This window comes from Roseibium sp. AWQ4_254 (assembly GCF_056161025.1).
Genome location: NZ_JBSWYH010000005.1, coordinates 46,745 through 65,090, shown reverse-complemented (window position 1 = coordinate 65,090; position 18,346 = coordinate 46,745). Strand labels below are relative to the sequence as shown.

The 18,346-nt window shown below is 61.2% G+C and carries 14 protein-coding genes; 10 read left to right on the top strand and 4 right to left on the bottom strand.

The window, feature by feature from the left end; translation table 11 throughout:
* Positions 1-54: 54 nt before the first annotated feature.
* The gene (locus ACXAIC_RS05165; RefSeq protein ID WP_475174350.1) at positions 55-744 is read left to right on the top strand and encodes an ArsR/SmtB family transcription factor; all 690 of its coding nucleotides are present in this window, start codon (positions 55-57) and stop codon (positions 742-744) included.
* Positions 745-900: 156 nt separating this feature from the next.
* Here ACXAIC_RS05165 and ACXAIC_RS05160 read toward each other — a convergent pair whose 3' ends face one another.
* The 4 genes from ACXAIC_RS05160 to ACXAIC_RS05145 all read right to left on the bottom strand — a co-directional run bounded on the left by ACXAIC_RS05160 (position 901) and on the right by ACXAIC_RS05145 (position 7,599).
* Positions 901-1,035: a hypothetical protein gene (locus ACXAIC_RS05160; protein WP_475174348.1), complete on the bottom strand. Its 135-nt coding sequence runs from the start codon at positions 1,033-1,035 to the stop codon at positions 901-903.
* 751 nt (positions 1,036-1,786) lie between these two features.
* On the bottom strand, positions 1,787-5,521 hold the full coding sequence (gene metH / locus ACXAIC_RS05155; protein ID WP_475174346.1) for a methionine synthase: 3,735 nt from the start codon (positions 5,519-5,521) through the stop codon (positions 1,787-1,789).
* A gap of 154 nt (positions 5,522-5,675) precedes the next feature.
* Entirely contained in the window at positions 5,676-6,587 is a 912-nt protein-coding gene (gene metF / locus ACXAIC_RS05150; protein WP_475174344.1) for a methylenetetrahydrofolate reductase [NAD(P)H], read from the bottom strand.
* 1 nt (position 6,588) lies between these two features.
* Positions 6,589-7,599, bottom strand: coding sequence for an ArsR/SmtB family transcription factor (locus ACXAIC_RS05145; protein WP_475174341.1), 1,011 nt, complete (start codon positions 7,597-7,599; stop codon positions 6,589-6,591).
* Between the two features lie 204 nt (positions 7,600-7,803).
* On the opposite strand from ACXAIC_RS05145, the gene ACXAIC_RS05140 reads away from it, so the two are divergent.
* From ACXAIC_RS05140 to ACXAIC_RS05100, 9 genes are all read left to right on the top strand, one after another.
* Positions 7,804-8,481: a response regulator transcription factor gene (locus tag ACXAIC_RS05140; RefSeq protein ID WP_475174338.1), complete on the top strand. Its 678-nt coding sequence runs from the start codon at positions 7,804-7,806 to the stop codon at positions 8,479-8,481.
* On the top strand, positions 8,468-9,853 hold the full coding sequence (locus ACXAIC_RS05135) for a sensor histidine kinase (protein ID WP_475174336.1): 1,386 nt from the start codon (positions 8,468-8,470) through the stop codon (positions 9,851-9,853). Before ACXAIC_RS05140 ends, ACXAIC_RS05135 begins: the two co-directional genes overlap by 14 nt.
* Positions 9,854-9,939: 86 nt before the next feature.
* Entirely contained in the window at positions 9,940-10,590 is a 651-nt protein-coding gene (locus ACXAIC_RS05130; protein WP_475174334.1) for a YfdX family protein, read from the top strand.
* A gap of 125 nt (positions 10,591-10,715) precedes the next feature.
* Positions 10,716-11,705 carry an AAA family ATPase gene (locus ACXAIC_RS05125; protein WP_475174331.1) on the top strand — a complete coding sequence of 330 codons (990 nt, stop codon included), beginning with the start codon at positions 10,716-10,718 and terminating at the stop codon, positions 11,703-11,705.
* Positions 11,706-11,727: 22 nt separating this feature from the next.
* Complete coding sequence (locus ACXAIC_RS05120) at positions 11,728-12,663, top strand: DUF58 domain-containing protein (protein ID WP_475174329.1); 936 nt, start codon at positions 11,728-11,730, stop codon at positions 12,661-12,663.
* A complete protein-coding gene (locus ACXAIC_RS05115; protein ID WP_475174327.1) occupies positions 12,660-13,136 on the top strand; it encodes a DUF4381 domain-containing protein in 477 nt (158 codons plus the stop codon). The genes ACXAIC_RS05120 and ACXAIC_RS05115 overlap by 4 nt, the downstream gene beginning before the upstream one ends.
* Positions 13,133-14,152: a vWA domain-containing protein gene (locus ACXAIC_RS05110; protein ID WP_475174324.1), complete on the top strand. Its 1,020-nt coding sequence runs from the start codon at positions 13,133-13,135 to the stop codon at positions 14,150-14,152. The genes ACXAIC_RS05115 and ACXAIC_RS05110 overlap by 4 nt, the downstream gene beginning before the upstream one ends.
* A 4-nt stretch (positions 14,153-14,156) precedes the next feature.
* Positions 14,157-16,448: a tetratricopeptide repeat protein gene (locus ACXAIC_RS05105; RefSeq protein WP_475174322.1), complete on the top strand. Its 2,292-nt coding sequence runs from the start codon at positions 14,157-14,159 to the stop codon at positions 16,446-16,448.
* A gap of 15 nt (positions 16,449-16,463) precedes the next feature.
* A complete protein-coding gene (locus tag ACXAIC_RS05100; protein ID WP_475174320.1) occupies positions 16,464-18,278 on the top strand; it encodes a BatD family protein in 1,815 nt (604 codons plus the stop codon).
* Positions 18,279-18,346: the final 68 nt, after the last annotated feature.

Here is an 18,346-nt window from a genome sequence, read left to right as displayed (position 1 = left end):
AGGCCACCTGTGTGCCATGGTCTGCCTCATGAATGCTTCGATGAGGATCAAACCATGAAGGACGGACCCGATATTGCCCGCCTTGGCGCCCTGATCGGCGATCCGGCCCGGGCCAACATCTTGAGCGCGCTTTTGAGCGGCAAGGCACTGACTGCAACCGAACTGGCGGCGGAGGCCGGGATCACCGGCCCAACCGCCAGTTCCCACCTGAAAAAACTGCAGGATGGCGGGCTGCTGACCCAGGCCAGACAGGGACGGCACCGCTATTTTTCCCTGGCAGGCCCCGAGGTGGGGGTAACGCTGGAAGCGCTGATGGGGCTCGCCGCCCGCAATGGGCATCTGCGCACCCGCACCGGCCCGAAAGACCCGGCCCTGCGCGCTGCCCGGGTCTGCTATGACCATCTGGCGGGCGACATGGCGGTCAGGATCTTTGACAGTTTGCAGGCGCGCGGCTTCCTGATTGCCACCCGGGATACGGGCGGTCTCGGCCTGACCGCAGCGGGAGAAAGCTTCGTGAGCGGCCTTGGCGTAGATCTGGCGGAGCTGAAGAAAGGCCGCCGCCCGCTCTGCCGGGCCTGCCTTGACTGGAGCGAACGGCGCAACCATCTGGCAGGCGCGTTGGGCGCAGCCCTCCTCACCCGCTTTCAGGACCAGGGCTGGCTGAGGCGCGAGGCGGACAGCCGGGCTGTACATATCCTCCCCAAGGGACAGGCAGCTGTAGCAGAGCTGTTTCCGGCCGTGTGACCCGTGTTCTACCGTCCGGCTCCAGACGCAAAAAAACCCGGCACAAGCCGGGTTTTCTTTGAAGGTGGGCGGACACCAGGGGCAAGGGGGTGTCCGGTCTTGCAGAGTGTTCTTCTTCTTGGGGCCTGTTTGGGATTGGCCCGGCCGTCAGGAACCTTAGGAAGGGTCCTGAGTGGTTGGTGAGGCCTCACGCCAGGAGCGGTAAAGCGGTGCGGGCAGCCATGACAGGCGGTCCCGGTGATAATCCTGGCGGTGTTGGACCAGAAAGATTCTGGCGATATGCACAGTCATTGTTTTTCTCCTTGTGTGGTCCGCTGATATTTTTCTACGGCCACTCGATAAAATCAATAATAGCGCACTATGTGCACTTTTCAAGGGTGCACTATGTGCATTTTCACAAACAGAGTTACCGGCGCCAGCAAGCCGTTCAATTTACTCACACAAATCCGCAACACCCCTGTGGGTTATCCACCGCACGGCCTGTGCATAAAGAGGCGCCTGAAGAAACCCCTTGGCCGCCCGCAGGATTTTTCCCCCTGCGAAGGCCCGTATCGAAAGACCGGCCATCGAAACACCGGCCATGGCGTCGGAGCGAGCTGTCCATCCTTAGCGACAGGCCATGCAGCCTTCGTCAGGATGAGGCTGGCCGTGTTGCCTGCGCTGGTGAAAAGACCAATCCCCCCGAGGTATCCACGGCTTAACCGGAGCCCCACTCACTTCCAGAGCTGGTTCTGTTTCCGCCTGCTTAAGCGGCACCGGTAACGCCCCTCAGCGCCGGGGCCCTTCGCGGCCAGAACCTGAATTCGGGCCAACGAGGTCCCGCATCGGGTGCGGGACGGCGCTGAGTTTGCGGTGAAGCTGGCGAGCAACAAGTCAGGCTGGGAGGGATAAGAGAGCAAACATGCTTTGGAAAGGCGCTGACAGTCGTTCCACGTGCCGTCCCGGCCTTGAGCCGGGACCTCGCGCAGGAGAGCCCGCCATCAGTCCTCAGCGATGCACCGGGGCGGCAGGAGAAAAGCCTGTGTCAGGCAGAAAGCAGTTTCTATTCCGCCGCTTCCCGGCGCGCCGGGTCATAATTGAGGATCGGGGCCAGCCAGCGTTCGGCCAGCGCCACATCCCAGCCCTTACGGGCGGCGTAGTCCTCAACCTGATCGCGCTCGATCTTGCCGACGCCAAAATAATGGCTGTCCGCATGGGCAAAATAAAGCCCGGAAACCGAGGACCCCGGTAGCATGGCCCGGCTCTCCGTCAGCTGGATGCCGGTCAGGCGTTCCGCATCCAGCAGCTTGAACAACGTGTCCTTTTCCGTGTGGTCCGGCTGGGCCGGATAGCCGGGTGCCGGGCGGATGCCCTGATAGGTTTCGGCAATAAGCTCTTCGCTGGACAGGGTTTCGTCTGCCGCATAGCCCCACAGATCCTTGCGGACAATCTCGTGGAGCTTTTCGGCAAAGGCCTCGGCCAGCCGGTCGGCAAGGGCCTGGGACAGGATCTTGTTATAGTCATCCCCTTCCAGCGCATAGCGCGCGGCAAGCGCGTCTTCGCCATGCCCGGCCGTGACCGCAAACCCGCCGAGCCAGTCTTTCACGCCGCTGTCCAGCGGTGCCACGAAATCGCTGAGCGCAATATTGGCGCGCCCGCCTGCGGTTCTGGACATCTGCTGGCGCAGGCTGTGGAAGGTCGCCAGTTCCTGATCGCGGCTCTCGTCGGTGAACAGGCGGATATCGTCGCCAACCGCATTGGCTGGCCAGATATTGGCCACGCCGCGCGCGGTCAAAAGCTTCTTTTCGACAATCTCGTCCAGCATTCGCCGGGCATCGTCATAAAGCGCCTTGGCGGCCGGACCATAGCGGTTGTCTGTCAGAACCGCCGGATAGCGGCCCTTGATTTCCCAGGTGGCAAAAAACGGCGTCCAGTCGATCACCGGCACCAGCTCTTCCAGCGGGAAATCGTCAAACACGGTCACGCCCGCCTTTTTCGGGGCGACCGGCGGCTGAGCGGCAAAATCCGGCTTGAAGGCATTGTCCCGGGCCCTGGCGATGGACAGGCGCTGCTGATTGCCCCGGCTGGCCGCGTGCTTCTCGGCAATGTCCCGGTATTCGGTACGGATATCGGCGTAATAGGGCGCGCGGCCACCTTCACTCATCAGCTTGCTGGCCACTCCGACCGCCCGTCCGGCATCAGTCACATAAATGGCCTGGCCCCGCTCGTAATTCGGGTGGATCTTGACCGCCGTGTGCACCTTGGAGGTGGTTGCCCCGCCGATCAACAGCGGCACATCCATGTTTTCGCGCTCCAGTTCAGCCGCCACGTGGCACATTTCGTCGAGAGACGGGGTGATCAGTCCGCTGAGGCCGATCATGTCGACCTTCTCCGCCTTGGCCGTTTCCAGGATCTTGGCCGCCGGGACCATCACACCCAGATCGATCACCTCGAAATTGTTGCACTGAAGCACAACGCCGACAATGTTCTTGCCGATGTCATGCACATCGCCCTTCACCGTTGCCATCAGGATCTTGCCCGCCGAAGAATGGCCAGTCAGTCCCTGCTCCTGTTTTTCCTTCTCCATGAAGGGCATCAGATAGGCGACGGCCTTTTTCATCACCCGGGCGGATTTGACCACCTGGGGCAGGAACATCTGGCCAGAGCCGAACAGGTCGCCCACAACGTTCATGCCATCCATCAGCGGCCCTTCGATCACATGCAGCGGCCGGTCATAGGCCTGACGAGCCTCTTCCGTGTCCTCTTCCACATAATCGGCAATGCCATGGACCAGCGCATGTTCCAGACGCTTGGCAACGCCCCAGGTGCGCCAGGTCAGGTCCGCTTCTCTTTTCTTGCCGCCCTCGCCTTTCCAGCGTTCGGCCGCGTCCAGCATTCGGTCGGTGGCGTCGTCACGCCGGTTCAGAACCACGTCTTCGCACAGCTCGCGCAGTTCCGCGTCGAGATCGTTATAGACCGCCAGCTGCCCCGCATTGACGATGCCCATATCCATGCCGCGCTGAATGGTATGGTAGAGGAACACCGAGTGCATCGCCTCGCGCACCGCCTCATTGCCCCGGAAGGAGAAGGACAGGTTGGAGACCCCGCCCGACACATGGGCATGGGGCAGGTTTTCCCGGATCCAGCCGGTTGCCTCGATGAAATCAACACCATAATTGTTGTGCTCCTCGATCCCGGTCGCAACCGCAAAAATATTCGGATCAAAGATGATGTCTTCCGGCGGAAAGCCGACCTTTTCCGTGAGCACCTTATAGGATCGGGCGCAGATTTCGGTCTTGCGTTCAAATGTGTCTGCCTGGCCGTCTTCGTCAAAGGCCATCACCACAACGGCGGCCCCGTAGCGCCGGATCAGGCGAGCCTGGGCCACAAAAGCGTCTTCGCCTTCTTTCAGGGAGATCGAATTGACGACGCCCTTGCCCTGGATGCATTTGAGACCGGCTTCAATGACACTCCATTTGGAGCTGTCGATCATCACCGGCACCTTGGCAATGTCCGGCTCGGCGGCCACCAGATTCAGGAAGGTGACCATAGCCTCCTGAGAATCCAGCAACCCCTCATCCATGTTCACATCGATGATCTGGGCGCCGTTTTCCACCTGCTGCCGGGCCACCTCCAGCGCGGCCGGATAGTCGTCTTCCTTGATCAGCTTACGGAAACGGGCCGAGCCGGTGACATTGGTCCGCTCCCCCACATTGACGAAGTTGGTTTCCTTCGTCACCACAAAGGGTTCAAGGCCAGACAGGCGCATGTGCCGGTCGACATCAGGGATCACGCGCGGCGCCTTGCCCGCTACGGCCTCGGCAATGGCCTTGATATGGGCCGGGGTTGTACCGCAGCAGCCGCCGACCACATTGACCAGCCCGGCCCCTGCAAATTCCTCAATCAGCCCAGCCATATGCTCCGGGCTTTCGTCATATTCGCCAAATTCATTGGGCAGGCCCGCATTGGGATAAGCGCAAACCAGTGTGTCGGCGATCCGGCTCAGCTCATCCACATGGGCGCGCATTTCCTTCGCCCCAAGGGCACAGTTGAGGCCGATCGTGAGCGGATCTGAATGGCGCACCGAGTTCCAGAAGGCTTCCGGAGTCTGGCCGGACAAAGTGCGGCCCGACAGGTCCGTAATGGTGCCGGAAATCATCACCGGCAGGATCTTGCCGGTTTCCTCAAAAACCTCATCAATGGCAAACAGGGCCGCCTTAGCGTTGAGTGTGTCAAAGATTGTTTCCACCAGCAGGATGTTTGCTCCGCCTGCGATCAAGCCGCGTACGGCCTCCGCATAAGCAATGCGCAAATCATCAAAGGAAACAGCGCGATATCCAGGGTTATTCACATCCGGCGAGATCGAGGCCGTCCGGTTGGTTGGCCCGAGCGCCCCGGCGACAAAACGCGGGCGGGACGGATCTTCGGCGGTCACCAGATCGCAGGCCTGACGCGCCAGTTTCGCGCTTTCGAAATTCAATTCATAGGCCAGCTCTTCCATACCGTAATCGGCCTGGGCAATCGTGGTGGACGAGAAGGTGTTGGTCTCGACAATATCCGCACCGGCTCTCAGGTAATCCACATGGACTTTCCGGATCGCATCGGGCTGAGTCAGGCTCAGAAGATCGTTGTTGCCCTTCACATCGCTTGGCCAGTCAGCAAAGCGCGCTCCGCGAAAATCCGCCTCCTCCAGCTTCAACAACTGCAGCTCGGTGCCCATGGCCCCGTCCAGCACGAGAATTCGGGTCTTGGCAAGATCTCGAAGGGACTCAAAGGCATCGGACTTGATCACGAACATTTCCTAACTTGATACTGTTCAGCCGTTGACCGGCCGGTCGCATGTCTTGTGGTTCACGGAGCCCGGCCTTCTCTTTCGACCGGGTCCTTCATGACTTTGCAGGGACACATTGAGACAAAAGACCTGCGGTCTCCGTCCTGTCCAGTTTCAGGCGTCAGGCCGCCAGGCCTTCCGGCTGCGCCTGCCCCATCCCAAGCATGTGGCAGATGGCAAAGGTCAGGTCCGCCCGGTTCATGGTGTAGAAATGGAAATCGTTGATGCCCCGATCGACCAGATCCATGACCTGTTCACAGGCAATCGCCACCCCGACCAGCTTGCGGGTCTCCGGATCGTTCTGCAGCCCCGCAAAGCGGCGGGCCAGCCATTGCGGAATGGACGTGCCGCATTTGGCCGAGAACACCATGGTCTGCTCGAAATTGTGGATCGGCAGTATGCCCGGAATGACGGGAATGTTGATCCCGGCGGCCGCGATCCGGTCCAGATAGTCGTCAAACAGGTCATTGTCGAAGAAATACTGGGTGATGATCCTGTCCGCGCCCGCATCCACCTTGCGTTTCAGATTTTCGATCTCGCTCTGCCAATTGCCACTTTCCGGGTGCTTTTCCGGATAGCCGGAAACGGAAATGTCGAAATTGGCGATTTTCTTGATGCCGGCCACCAGATCCGTGGCATAGGCATAGCCGTCCGGATGAGGAGCATAGCGGCTGCCGATGCCTTCCAGCGGATCCCCGCGCAAGGCGACAAGACTGCGCACACCCAGGTCCCAATAGTCTTTGATGACCCCGTCCACTTCTTCTCGGGAGGCGCCCACGCAAGTCAGATGGGCCGCCGGGCTCAACTCCGTTTCCTGCAAGATACGCTCAACCGTCTTGTGGGTGCGCTCGCGGGTCGAGCCCCCGGCCCCATAGGTGACGGAGACAAAGGACGGGCCGAGCGGTTCCAGGCGCTGCACCGTGTTCCACAGCGTCGCGGCCATCTTGTCGGATTTCGGCGGAAAGAACTCGAACGATGCCGTGATGGGCGACGGGGCGGCCTGCTGGGAACGGCGGGCGGAGGATTCAGTCATGTCAGGCGACCTCTCGGGACGTGTCGCGCGCAGGCAGATCGGTAATGATCCGCCGGTCGCGCGCAAGCCACAGTGTTACGGTAAGATTAGTGTCGGAGCCATCTCCGGGAACGAGATCTGTGACCTGTTCCAGATCCAGATCAAGCGCTTCAAGCCAGCGTTCCATCTGCTCGCGGGCAAAACCCAGACGGCGGTGCGCGTGGTTGTCGCGCAGGAATTCCAGCCCGTGAGGGGCGAAATCCACAATCATCAGGCGGCCGCCGGGCCGGAGCGCCCGGGCCGCCTCGGCCAGCGCACGGGCCGGCTCATCCAGGAAATGAAGCACCTGATGGATCGCCACCACATCAAAGGACCGGGGCGGCACGTTGAGCGCATAGACATCGCCATGGCGGACCTGGGCCGAGGAGAGATTGGCCTTGGCCAGATTGGCCCGGGCCACCGCCAGCATGTCATGGGAGGCGTCCACCCCGAGGGCCGAGCTGTATAGGTCGGAAAAAACCTCCAGAAGGCGGCCCGTGCCAGTGCCAAGATCCAGAAAGGACTGGAACGGCGTGTCGCCGAGCGCGGTCCGCATGGCTGTCTCCACATCTTCTTCCGAGACATGAAGCGAGCGCTCCCGGTCCCAGGTCAGCGCACGGGCGGCAAAATAGGCTGCCGCCTCATCGGCCTTGGCCTTGCGCACGGCCCGGAACCGGTCCTGATCGGCGGCCAGCACCGGATCATCCAGGGAAATCCTCTCAACGAGCCCGCGGGCCAGCTCCCCTTCCGGGCCATCGGCCAGCCGGTAATAGACCCACGACCCTTCGGGAAAGCGCTGGATCAGATCCGCTTCGGCCAGGAGCTTCAGGTGCCGGGAAATGCGCGGCTGGCTTTGCCCCAGGATCGCGGTGGCATCTTTGACGGTCATCTCGCTTTCCGCCAGAAGTGCAATCAGACGCAGCCGGGTTGTTTCGCCAATTGCCCGGAGGGCGGCAAGTGTGTCTTCCACTGAAAGGGTCGGTTCGTCTGTCATTTGCAGCCACTTACGGTCTTCAAGCATCAATGTCGATATAAAGATATCTTTATATCACAAATTTTATAATTGCAAGCCTGCGCAGGAGTCCGCGTGCGCCCGCTCGGCCGGGGCTGGTTTGTGGTCTGGCCAAAAATCAGGTTTTGTTCCCCGCAGCAGACGCGATAAGGTAGAAGACCATGTCTGTCTTACCGCGAAGTTTTCATGAAAGTTCTGCTTGCCGAGGATGACCCGGTTTCTGCGGAATATGTCCGCAACGGTCTTTTGGAACAGGGATTTGCCGTGGACTGGGTCAGCGATGGCCGCGAGGCCCTGACCTATTGTCTCTACAACACCTGCGATCTGGCGATTGTCGACCGGATGATGCCCGGGCTGGACGGCCTGTCGGTCGTCAAGGCCCTGCGTGCCTCCAACAGCGATCTGCACGTCATCTTTCTGACTGCCATGGCCGATGTGGAGGACAAGGTGGAAGGCCTGATGGCCGGGGGCGACGACTATATCGTCAAACCGTTCCATTTTTCCGAGCTACTGGCGCGCATTCACACCCTCACACGGCGGCCCAAGGTGAAATCCCAAAGAACAGAATTGACATGCCACGACCTGACCCTCGACCTTTTGAAACGCGTCGCCAGGCGCCAGGGCGTGACCATCGACCTGCAGAACAAGGAATTTGCGCTGCTGGAACTGCTGATGGAAGCCGAAGGCCGGGTTGTCAGCCGGACGATGATTCTGGAAAAGATCTGGGATTTTTCCTTCGATCCCGGCACCACCGTGGTGGAGACCCATATCAGCAAGCTGCGCAACAAGATCGACAAACCTTTTGATGCGCCCCTGATCCACACCATCCGCAACATGGGTTATTCGATCCATGCGCCCCGGTGACATCCTCTCCGGCCTGCCCTTCAAGACTGCCGCAAGGGTGGCCTTCGGGGTTCTGATCCTGCTGGGCCTGGGCGGGGCGCTGCTGACCTATGCGGTGACCGGCGCCCTGCACCGGCAATTGCAGGAACAGACCCTGGAAGAGGCGGTGCTTTTAAGGGATATCTATGGAAAACAGGGCCGGGACGGACTGGTGGGCGCCATCCGGACCCTGGACAGTTTTTTCGACAACCAGGAGCGGGTCTCGGCGGTTTTCGATGAGACAGGCGCCCGGCTGGTCGGCCCGATCCTGAAGGCGCCCCCCTTTGTCGGCCTGCGCGAGACCAGCTTCGAGCGGGTCTCGGGAGAGCGGCGGAACGAACTCTATATCCTCTCTGTCCAGAAGGTAAAGGACACGACCATCGTTGTCGGGCGCAGCCTGAAAGCCATTCACGAGACACGGGACAATCTGGTTTCGGGCATGGCGCTGCTTGCGGTCTTCATCACCACTGGAACCCTTTTGCTTGGCGTCAGCGCAAGCTACCGCAGCTTCGCGAAGCTGCAATCCATTGAAGAAGTGCTCGCGCGGGTCGCCCGGGGACAGACCGCAGAACGCATCCCGATTCCTAAGAAACCGGACCAGATCGACAGGATCTCCGCCCAGATCAACTCCAATCTGGAGCGGCTCTCCAACCTGATGGACGGCATGAAAGCCACCGCAACGGCGATTGCCCATGACCTGAAGACGCCGATTTCCCATGCCCAGATTGCCCTGAACAAGGCAGCCGATACCTGCGAGCCCCACCCACAGGCCCTTCAGGACATCGAGACCGCGCTCCGCGAGACCAGTGCGCTGAATGAAATCGTCGACACGATCCTGCGGATTGCCCGCATCCGGGCATCATCCCCCAAACGGGATTTCAAAAGCCACAACCTGACGCAGCTTGTGCGCACGACCTCTGAATTCCTCTCGCCTCTTGCTGAAGACTATGCCCATGAAGTGGCCATCGAAGCCGACCCGGACCATCCGGTCATGCTCCAGTGCGACAAGAGTATGGTGCAGCAGATGCTGGTCAATCTGATCAAGAATGCCATCGTCCATTCCGGTGATGGCGCTGCGGTTTTCGTCACGCTTGAAGAGAGCCCGGATCAGGTGGCCCTGATTGTGAGCGACACCGGCCAGGGGGTTCCGGCAGACAGCCGGGAGCTTGTGCTCGGCGCTTTCAAACGACTGGATTCCGCCCGCCGGGACCCGGGCAGCGGCTTGGGCCTTGCCCTTGTGGCCGCTGTTGCCGATCACCACGGCGCCGTTGTGGACCTCAGCGATGCGCAGACGGGCCTGAAGGACCGGCCGGGCCTCAGGATCACGGTCACCTTCCCGAAAGCTCAACAATAATTAAACTTCACGTCAGGCGCGCTCAAGCACCGGCCATTACCTTCCTTCCATCACTGGATGGTCCAGTGTGAAAAGAGGAAGAGATCATGTTTTCCCGCAGTAAAGTCCCGGCAGTCTTGATGGCTGTAATTCTGGGCACCTCTGCTTTGTCACCGCTTGCGATGGCAGAGGAAGTCGTGTCTACCAGCGCCGTTCAGTCAGATGGCGTTGTCAAAACCTCCAGTCTTGATATTTCTCCCGTCGGCAAAGATGTGCTGACGTCGATCTACAATGCCCGGCTCGCGATTTTCGACGGCAAGGTCGATGACGCCAAGAAGATGATTTCCGACGCCAGCGACAAGCTGAACAAGGACCTGACCAAGTTCCTTGTCAAGCAGGACCAGGCGGTGGTGCTGCCCGTGGACAGCGGCATCCGCTTCAAGGATGGCTATACGCCTGACAAGGACCACGCACAGGTGCTCGCCGAAGCCGGCAAACTGATCAATAACGGCCAGGTGGAAACTGCCGTCGACAACATGGTCAAGGCAGGGATCGAGCTCAACATACAAGTGGCCATGCTGCCGTATCAGCAGGCGCTTACAGGTCTGACAGAAGCCCAGAAAGACATCTCGGCCGGCCATGTGCAGAAAGCGAATATGACCCTGAAATCCATCGAGACTTCAGTCTCCGTGGCGGATTTCCAGCCCGGGCAGATGCCAAGCCAGGGCGTGTCGGCCAGTGACATCAAGTCCGGCTGACGGGCCTCACTGACCTCCAATCGTTTCATGCCAGCCGCATACGCCATCCGGCCCGAAGGATCGGGTCGGAGCGGCGCCTGAACGTAAACTCAAAAGACCAGACATTTCACACCAAAGGAACCGTCATGAGCACCCAGGCAATCCGCACTGACAGCCGGCCGCATAATGCCCTTGTGGACACGCTGCGCGCCCACATGAACGCCCGCATTCTCGGCCAGCCGCAGTTTGTGGACCGGCTGCTTCTGGCCCTTTTTGCAGACGGCCACGTGCTGCTGGAAGGCGCGCCCGGCCTTGCCAAGACCAAGGCGGTGAATGCGCTGGCAGAGGTGATTGCCACCGATGCCTGCCGGATCCAGTTCACCCCGGATCTTCTGCCGAGCGACCTGACCGGCACCGAAGTCTACCGGCCCGAAACCGGTGCCTTCGAGTTCCACTCCGGCCCACTGTTCCACAGTCTCATCCTGGCCGATGAGGTTAACCGCGCGCCCGCCAAGGTACAGGCGGCCCTTCTGGAAGCCATGGCTGAACATCAGATCACGGTGAGCGGCAAGACTTACCCGCTGCCGGAACTCTTCATGGTCATGGCCACCCAGAACCCGATCGAGCAGGAAGGCACCTATCCCCTTCCCGAAGCCCAGCTGGACCGGTTCCTGATCCATGTGACCATCGGCTATCCGTCCAAGGAAGCCGAACGGGACATTTTGAAGCTGGTGCGCGGCGAGGTTCTGGGAGAAACCGATGCGCCCGCCCGCCGGATCAGTCCGCAGGAGATCTTTGCAGCCCGCCGGGCCGCAATGAACATCCATGTCTCCGACGCCCTGACCGAATATGTCATTCAACTCATTCAGGCGACCCGCAATCCGGGCCTCTATGGTGAGGATCTGGCGGGAGAGATCGCCTTTGGCGCATCGCCCCGCTCCACAATCGCCCTTGACCGCTGCACTCGGGTGCATGCCTGGATGAATGGTGCGGATTTCGCAACTCCTGCCGATGTTCAGGCCGTCCTCCACGACGTGCTCCGCCACCGGGTTCTGCTCAGTTTCGAGGCCGAAGCCGATGGCAGAACCACTGATGACTTCATCGATGCGCTGATCGACCGCGTGCCGGTTGTCTAAGCCCGAGCCTAAGGAGCCCGCCATGTCAGAGACAGCCCCGCATGCCCGCCCCTTGCAAGGCATTGCCGCGAGCCTGCCAGATCTTCTGAGAACCCGCCCCCAGCGGGGCCGTACCGGCTTTGCGCCCGCAGGCGCCGTGCTGACCCATGAATGGGGGGTCAACCGGTCGGTGTTTCTCGGCCGGGGCATGGAATTTGCCGAAAGCCGGGTTTACCAGCCCGGCGACGACGTCAAGTCCATCGACTGGCGGGTCACCGCCCGCACGGGTCAGGCCCATACCAAGCTCTTCCAGGAAGAGCGCGAGCGCACGGTGCTGATTCTGCTCGACACCCGCGCCATGATGCAGTTTGGCACAAGAATCAGGTTCAAGGCCAATCTTGCCTGCGAGGTGGCAGCCATGCTGGCCTGGGTCGGCCATGATGGCGGAGACCGGGTCGGCGGCCTGATCATGACACGGGACGGGCACAGGGACTTCCGCGCCCAGCGCACCCGCCGGTCCGTGCTCGGCTTTCTGGAAGCCATGTGCGAGGAAACCCGGCCAGAGCGGAACAGCGGCCAGGAAATAGCCCTGGCTGAGGCCCTGCGCCGACTGCGCCATCTGTGCCGCCCCGGACATCTGGCCTTCGTGATCAGCGACTTTGCCGACCTTGACCCGGCGGCCGAAACCGAACTCCGGCATCTGGCCGCCAAGGGCCATGTGACCACCATTCAGGTGACGGACCTTCTGGACGCAGCCCTGCCGCCGGGCGGCGGGCGGATCAGCGATGGCCGCTCGGCCATGGCCCTTGCTGCCCTGAGCCGCCGCACGCTCGCCGAGTATCACAACCAGTTCAAGGACCGGCAGGCCAGGCTTGAGGATCTGTGCCGCAAACACCGCATGGTGTGCCATTTTCTTCAGACCCAGGACGACCCTGCCCGGATCCTGCATCCCCAGATCAACCGGAGGCTCGCGGCATGACCCCAACAAACGCCCTGTCTCCGCAAATTGCTGCGCAGTTGCAGCAGCTGCGCGATATCCGCCTGCCGGAGCCTGTGGGCTGGTGGCCGCTGGCGCCTGGATGGTGGGCGCTGATTGCGCTTTTGTGCACCCTCATGCTCCTAATCATCGCCTGGGGGTATCTGCGCCGTCGTACGGCCCGCCATCTGGCCCTGAAGGAACTCAACAAGCTTGACACAGGCGAAGCTGCCGACTTTGCCGCACACGTCTCCGGCCTCTTACGCCGGGTCGCCCGGCGCCGGGTCCGGGGCGTCGACGTCCTGACTGGCCAGGCCTGGATCGACTTTCTGTGTGACGGCAAGAACGGCTTACCCGGCGATCTGGCCGGCTTTCTGGCCGCCGGCCCTTATGCGGGCGGAACCACCGACGCGACCACACCGGATCTGGAACAGCTCCGCCTGGGAGCTGCCCGCTGGATCAGGAGGCATGCATGATAACGTTTCTGTGGCCGTTCGCCTTTTTGCTGCTGCCCCTGCCCTTTGTGATCCGGCATTTCATGAAGCCGGTCGACAAGGGGCTGGGCGGCGCCTTGAAAGTGCCCTTCTTTGCCAATCTGGCATTGGGCCTGACCGCTGGTGCGAACCAGCTGAAAACCTCCTGGTGGCGTTTTGCCCTGGCCTCCGTGATCTGGCTGCTGGTGGTGACCGCTCTGGCGCGCCCTGCCTTTGTCGGGCCGGAAGTGCCGCTCCCGGCAGCCGGGCGGGATGTGATGATGGCCATTGACCTGTCCGGATCCATGGACCAGCAGGATTTTGCCGTTGGAGGACGGCCGACAACCCGCCTTGGCGTGGTCAAGGAAACAGCCGATGACTTTCTGGCCCGCCGCAAGGGCGACCGGGTCGGGCTGGTGCTGTTTTCCGACCGGGCCTATCTTCAAGCGCCCCTGACCTTCGACCGCGACGCGGTGCGTGCGCTGCTGGAACAGGCCCAGGTCGGGCTGACTGGCCAGAAGACCGCGATCGGCGACGCCATTGCCGTGTCGGTGAAGCGTCTTAAAGACCGGCCGAAAGACAGCCGCGTTCTGGTGCTTCTGACAGACGGTGCGAACAATGAGGGCGTGATGGACCCGATCCGCGCCGCAGGGCTTGCCAAGAAAACCGGCACCCGGATCTACACGATCGGCGTCGGCGCCAAAAAGATGATGATGAACACCCGCTTCGGACGCCAGATGGTGAACCCGAGCGCCGATCTTGACGAAGGCACCTTGCGCCAGATCGCAGATATCACCGGCGGCCAGTATTTCCGGGCAACTGATGTGGCAGGTCTGGCCAAGATCTACCAGGCCATTGACCGGCTGGAACCGGTTGTTGGCGACCCGGTCCATGTGCGCCCGGAAGTCGCGCTGTATTTCTGGCCCGCCGGACTCGCCTTGCTCCTGTCTGGTCTGTTTGCGGTTGCAAGTTCGGTCCCGGCGCTGCGGATCAACCGGCTGACAAAGAAGGAGGCCTGACAGGATGGATCTATCGCATTTTCATTTCCTCCGCCCCGACTGGTTCTGGGCTCTCATTCCAGCCGCGCTTTTGTTCTGGCTGGTGCTGCGCACCCGCAGTGCGGCAGAAGGCAGCAATTGGGTCAAACATGTAGATGCCCATCTGTTGAAACATCTGGCCCTCAGCGGAGGCGCTGCCCGTGCGTCCCCTGTGATCCCGGTGGCTGCGGCCCTCATGATTGCGCTCCTGGTGCTGGCCCTTGCCGGTCCGACCTGGAAAAAGGCCGCCGCTCCGTCCTTTATGGGCGATCAGCCGGTGGTGCTGGTTCTGAGTCTCACCCAGTCCATGAATGCCGATGACCTGATGCCGAGCCGTTTGAAGCGCGGCGTCCACAAGGTCCGGGACATTCTCGCCCGGACCGAGGGCGACGACCGGGCCCTGGTGATCTATTCCGACATTCCTTTTGTGGCAGCGCCTTTGACCAACGATCCCAAAGTGATTGAACAAATGCTGCCGGAACTCTCCACCCGGCTGATGCCGGTTCTCGGCAACCGGCCAGACTTGGCGTTGAGCGAAGCCTCTGCAGTTTTGAAACGGGCCCATGCGGCCAGTGGCAGGATTGTGCTGATTGCCGACAATGCCGGGGACGCGGCCAAGACGGAAGCTGCGGCCAAAGCGGCCAGACAGGCCGGATATGACGTATCGGTTCTGGCCGTTGGCACCAAAGATGGCTCCACACTGCAAACAGCCGATGGCCAGGCGATCGAAACACGTTCGGGCAAAACCATGATCACCGCACTTGATGCGGACGGCTTGCACAAGGTGGCCCGCGCGGGCGGCGGCGCCTATGCCACGATTACTGCAAACAGTCAGGACCTGAACAAGGTCCTTCCCAAAAGCACAGCCCTTGAAGGTGCTGGCCGGAAACAGGACTTCAAGTCAGATACCTGGGTAGATATGGGCTACTGGCTACTCGTGATCCCCGCGCTACTCCTGCCGTTTGCGTTCCGGCGCGGCATGGTCTTCGGCCTCGGCCTGATGATCGTCGGGCTCGGCATAGCGCCGCACCGCGCCAAAGCCAGTACCTGGGACAATCTGTGGGCCACACCCGATCAGCAGGGCCAGACAGCTTTTGGCAACGGGGACTATGACGCCGCAGCCAAGTCCTTCGAAACATCGGGCTGGAAAGGGAGTGCCGCCTATCGCGCCGGGGACTATGCCAATGCAGTCGGCGCCTTTGCCGGAGAAGATTACAATCTCGGCAATGCGCTTGCCAAATCCGGTCAGCTCGAGCAAGCGCTTGCCGCCTATGACAGGGCACTGAAAAAGTCCCCCGAAGATGCAGATGCAAAGTTCAACCGGGATCTCATTCAAAAGATCCTCGATGAGCAAAAAAAGCAGGAGCAGCAAAAACAACAACAGCAGCAGTCATCTCAGGATAAAAACCAGCAACAGAACCAGCAATCCTCCGGCCAGAACAGCAAGCCGAAAAATCAGCAGGCCTCCAACGGGGCCAGCCAAAAAGATCAGAAAGATCAGGGCAAGCAGGATCAAAATCAACAGGATAAGAGCCAAAAGGATCAGGGCCAGAAGGGCTCATCAAAAACATCTGACGGCCAGACGGGCTCCACACCGAAGAACCATCAAAATTCTGCACAGAAGGATCAGCAGCAGAAGGGGCAACCGCCGCAGCCGCAACAACAGGCCGGAAACCAGCAGCAGCAGGCTTCAGGCAAGAACGACGCTGGCAAGAAGGATCATGACGCCCAGAAAACTGGCGGCAAGGATCAGGCAAACAACCAGACGCAAGCCGGCCAGAACGGCAAAAGCCAGGACGGCAAAGATCAGGCCGACAACCGCCAGAAAAACGCTGATCAGCAGAAGGCCGCGCAGCAACAGCCAGGCCAGCAAGACAGCCCTGCGCCTTCCGGGACACAAGAAGAAGCGCAACAGGCCTCACAGCAGCAAAAACCACAACAGGGGCCGGGCGCACAGCAGCAGGCAACGCACCAAGCAGGCGATCATCAAGAGGCCGGGCAGCCTCAGCAGGGGAAGCCGACGGCTCCCGGACAAATGGCCGGAAGGGCTCCTGAAAAGAAAGAGCATGGCAGCCTGTCCAGCATGTTGTCGGAATTCCTGAGCGGCAATGGCGACAAGGACGAGACCGGCGAACAGGTGGAAGCCTCCGTTCCCGGCGCTCCGGTCACCGATCAGGCGGTGGAACAGCAATTGCGCAGGGTGCCCGACGACCCGTCCGGCCTGCTGAAGGCCAGGATCCGCCAGTATTACGCCCAGCTCCGGGCTGGACAACAGTAACAAGGAGAGAGAAAGATGAACTCCACCTGGTTCAAATCCACGGCAAGCGCGGTTGTCCTGTCAGCAGCTCTGATGACCCCGGCCCTGATTGTTCCGGCAGCAGCCAGCGGACTGACGGCCCATCTGAACACGGGTACCGTTGCCATGGGAGATACGTTTCAGCTGACCCTGTCCAGTTCAGAAGCCACTTCCACACCTGACCTGTCGCCCCTGCAAAAGGACTTTGAGATCCTCGGCACCACCCAGTCCTCGTCCAGCACGATCATCAACGGCCGGGCCTCCCAGACCTTGAGCTGGATCCTGACTCTCACCCCCCGGGCCAAGGGGACCTTCAAGATCCCCTCTATTGCAGCCGGCTCTCTCAGCAGCGCCCCGGCCGAGATCAAGGTCGTCGATGCCAGCGCCTTGCCAAAGACACAGGGCACAAACGGGGTGTCGGTCACCACGAAACTGGAAGGTGGAAAACACTTCCTGTTTCAGGAAATCCCCCTCACCGTGCGCGTTGAAGCCAGTGTGCCCCTCGGGCAGGCAGAGCTGATCGTGCCGCACTCTGAGGATTTTGACCTTGAAGCCAATGGCGACGGCACGGTCAGCCAGCTCAACCGGGGCGGCAAGCCGGTGACCGTAGTGGAACGCAAATTCATGCTCCGGCCGCAAAAGGACGGAGCCATCGAAGTGCCTCCCTTTGTGCTGCGCGGCACGGTTCAGGACCCCAACGCCCGCCGCAACGACCCGTTTGCCGATTTCGGTTTCGGCCGCCTGCCCAATCTGGGCAGTTCTCTGTTCAGCTCCTTCATGGAACCAGGCAAACCTTTCACCGCGCGCTCCGACGCGATCAAGATGCAAGTGGCAGCCAAGCCGGGCCATAAATCGGCCGGAACAGACTGGTTCCTCCCGGCCAAGGTGGTAAAACTGAAGGCAGAGTGGGATCCGGCCAACCCGGTATTCCGGGAAGGAGAAGCCGTCACCCGGCGCATCAGCCTGATAGCGCTTGGCACCCGGCCCGAGCAATTGCCCGAACTGAGCTTTACCAACCCGGACGGGGCCAAAATCTACGTCGACGATACGGAAACCGGAACCGCCCACACGGATCAGGGCACCGTTGCCCAGCGCGACACGTTCCTCTCCATCGTGCCGACGCGTGGCGGTGACATCACCCTGCCGGAGGTCAAGGTCAGCTGGACGGACAGCGCCACCGGAGAAGAACGGGAAGCCGTTCTGCCCAGCGAGGTCATCCATGCTGAAGGCACGGCGATGGCCCCGCCTGCCCAGGCCGATGCCTCGCAACCGGCCCCAGCCCAAACAGCCCAGACCACAGGCGCTCCCCCTCCCCTGAAGACTGGAGCCGGATCGCTTGAGCGATGGCAGCTCTGGGCAGGAGCTGGAGCTCTGGTCCTGGTTCTGGCAGTGACTGTCGCCGGAACCCTCGTGATACGCAGCCGCCGCAACGCGGTCGCAAAGGGCCCGGCCTCTTCCCGTTCTGCAGGCAGCGGATCACAGCCGCACAAGGTCCAGCCCAGCCCGCGCACCAGACAGACTGCTGAACTTCGCAAGGCAGAGGAACTGGCAAGATCGGGAGATCTTCAAGCCAGCTACGGCGCCCTCTTGAACTGGCGTCGGCTGGCCGGAGGCCCTTCGGCGCTCCCCCAAAAGGCCAACCGCACTATTGAGGACTTCGGCCGCCTAGCATATGGCGGAGAGGCTGGCGCTTCAAGCGAAGAGGCCAGACGCCTGCTCGCAGACCTGCGCAAAGACAGCCATAAGACGGACGAGAAACCGGGCGGGAAAGCAGGCGACGGCCTGAGGCTGCCGGATCTTTATCCAGCCTGACGGCCAAAAGGCGTGCTGCCTCCGGATCTGTCTTCGAGCCTTGCTCAAGACTTTTCCGTGAGCCTTCG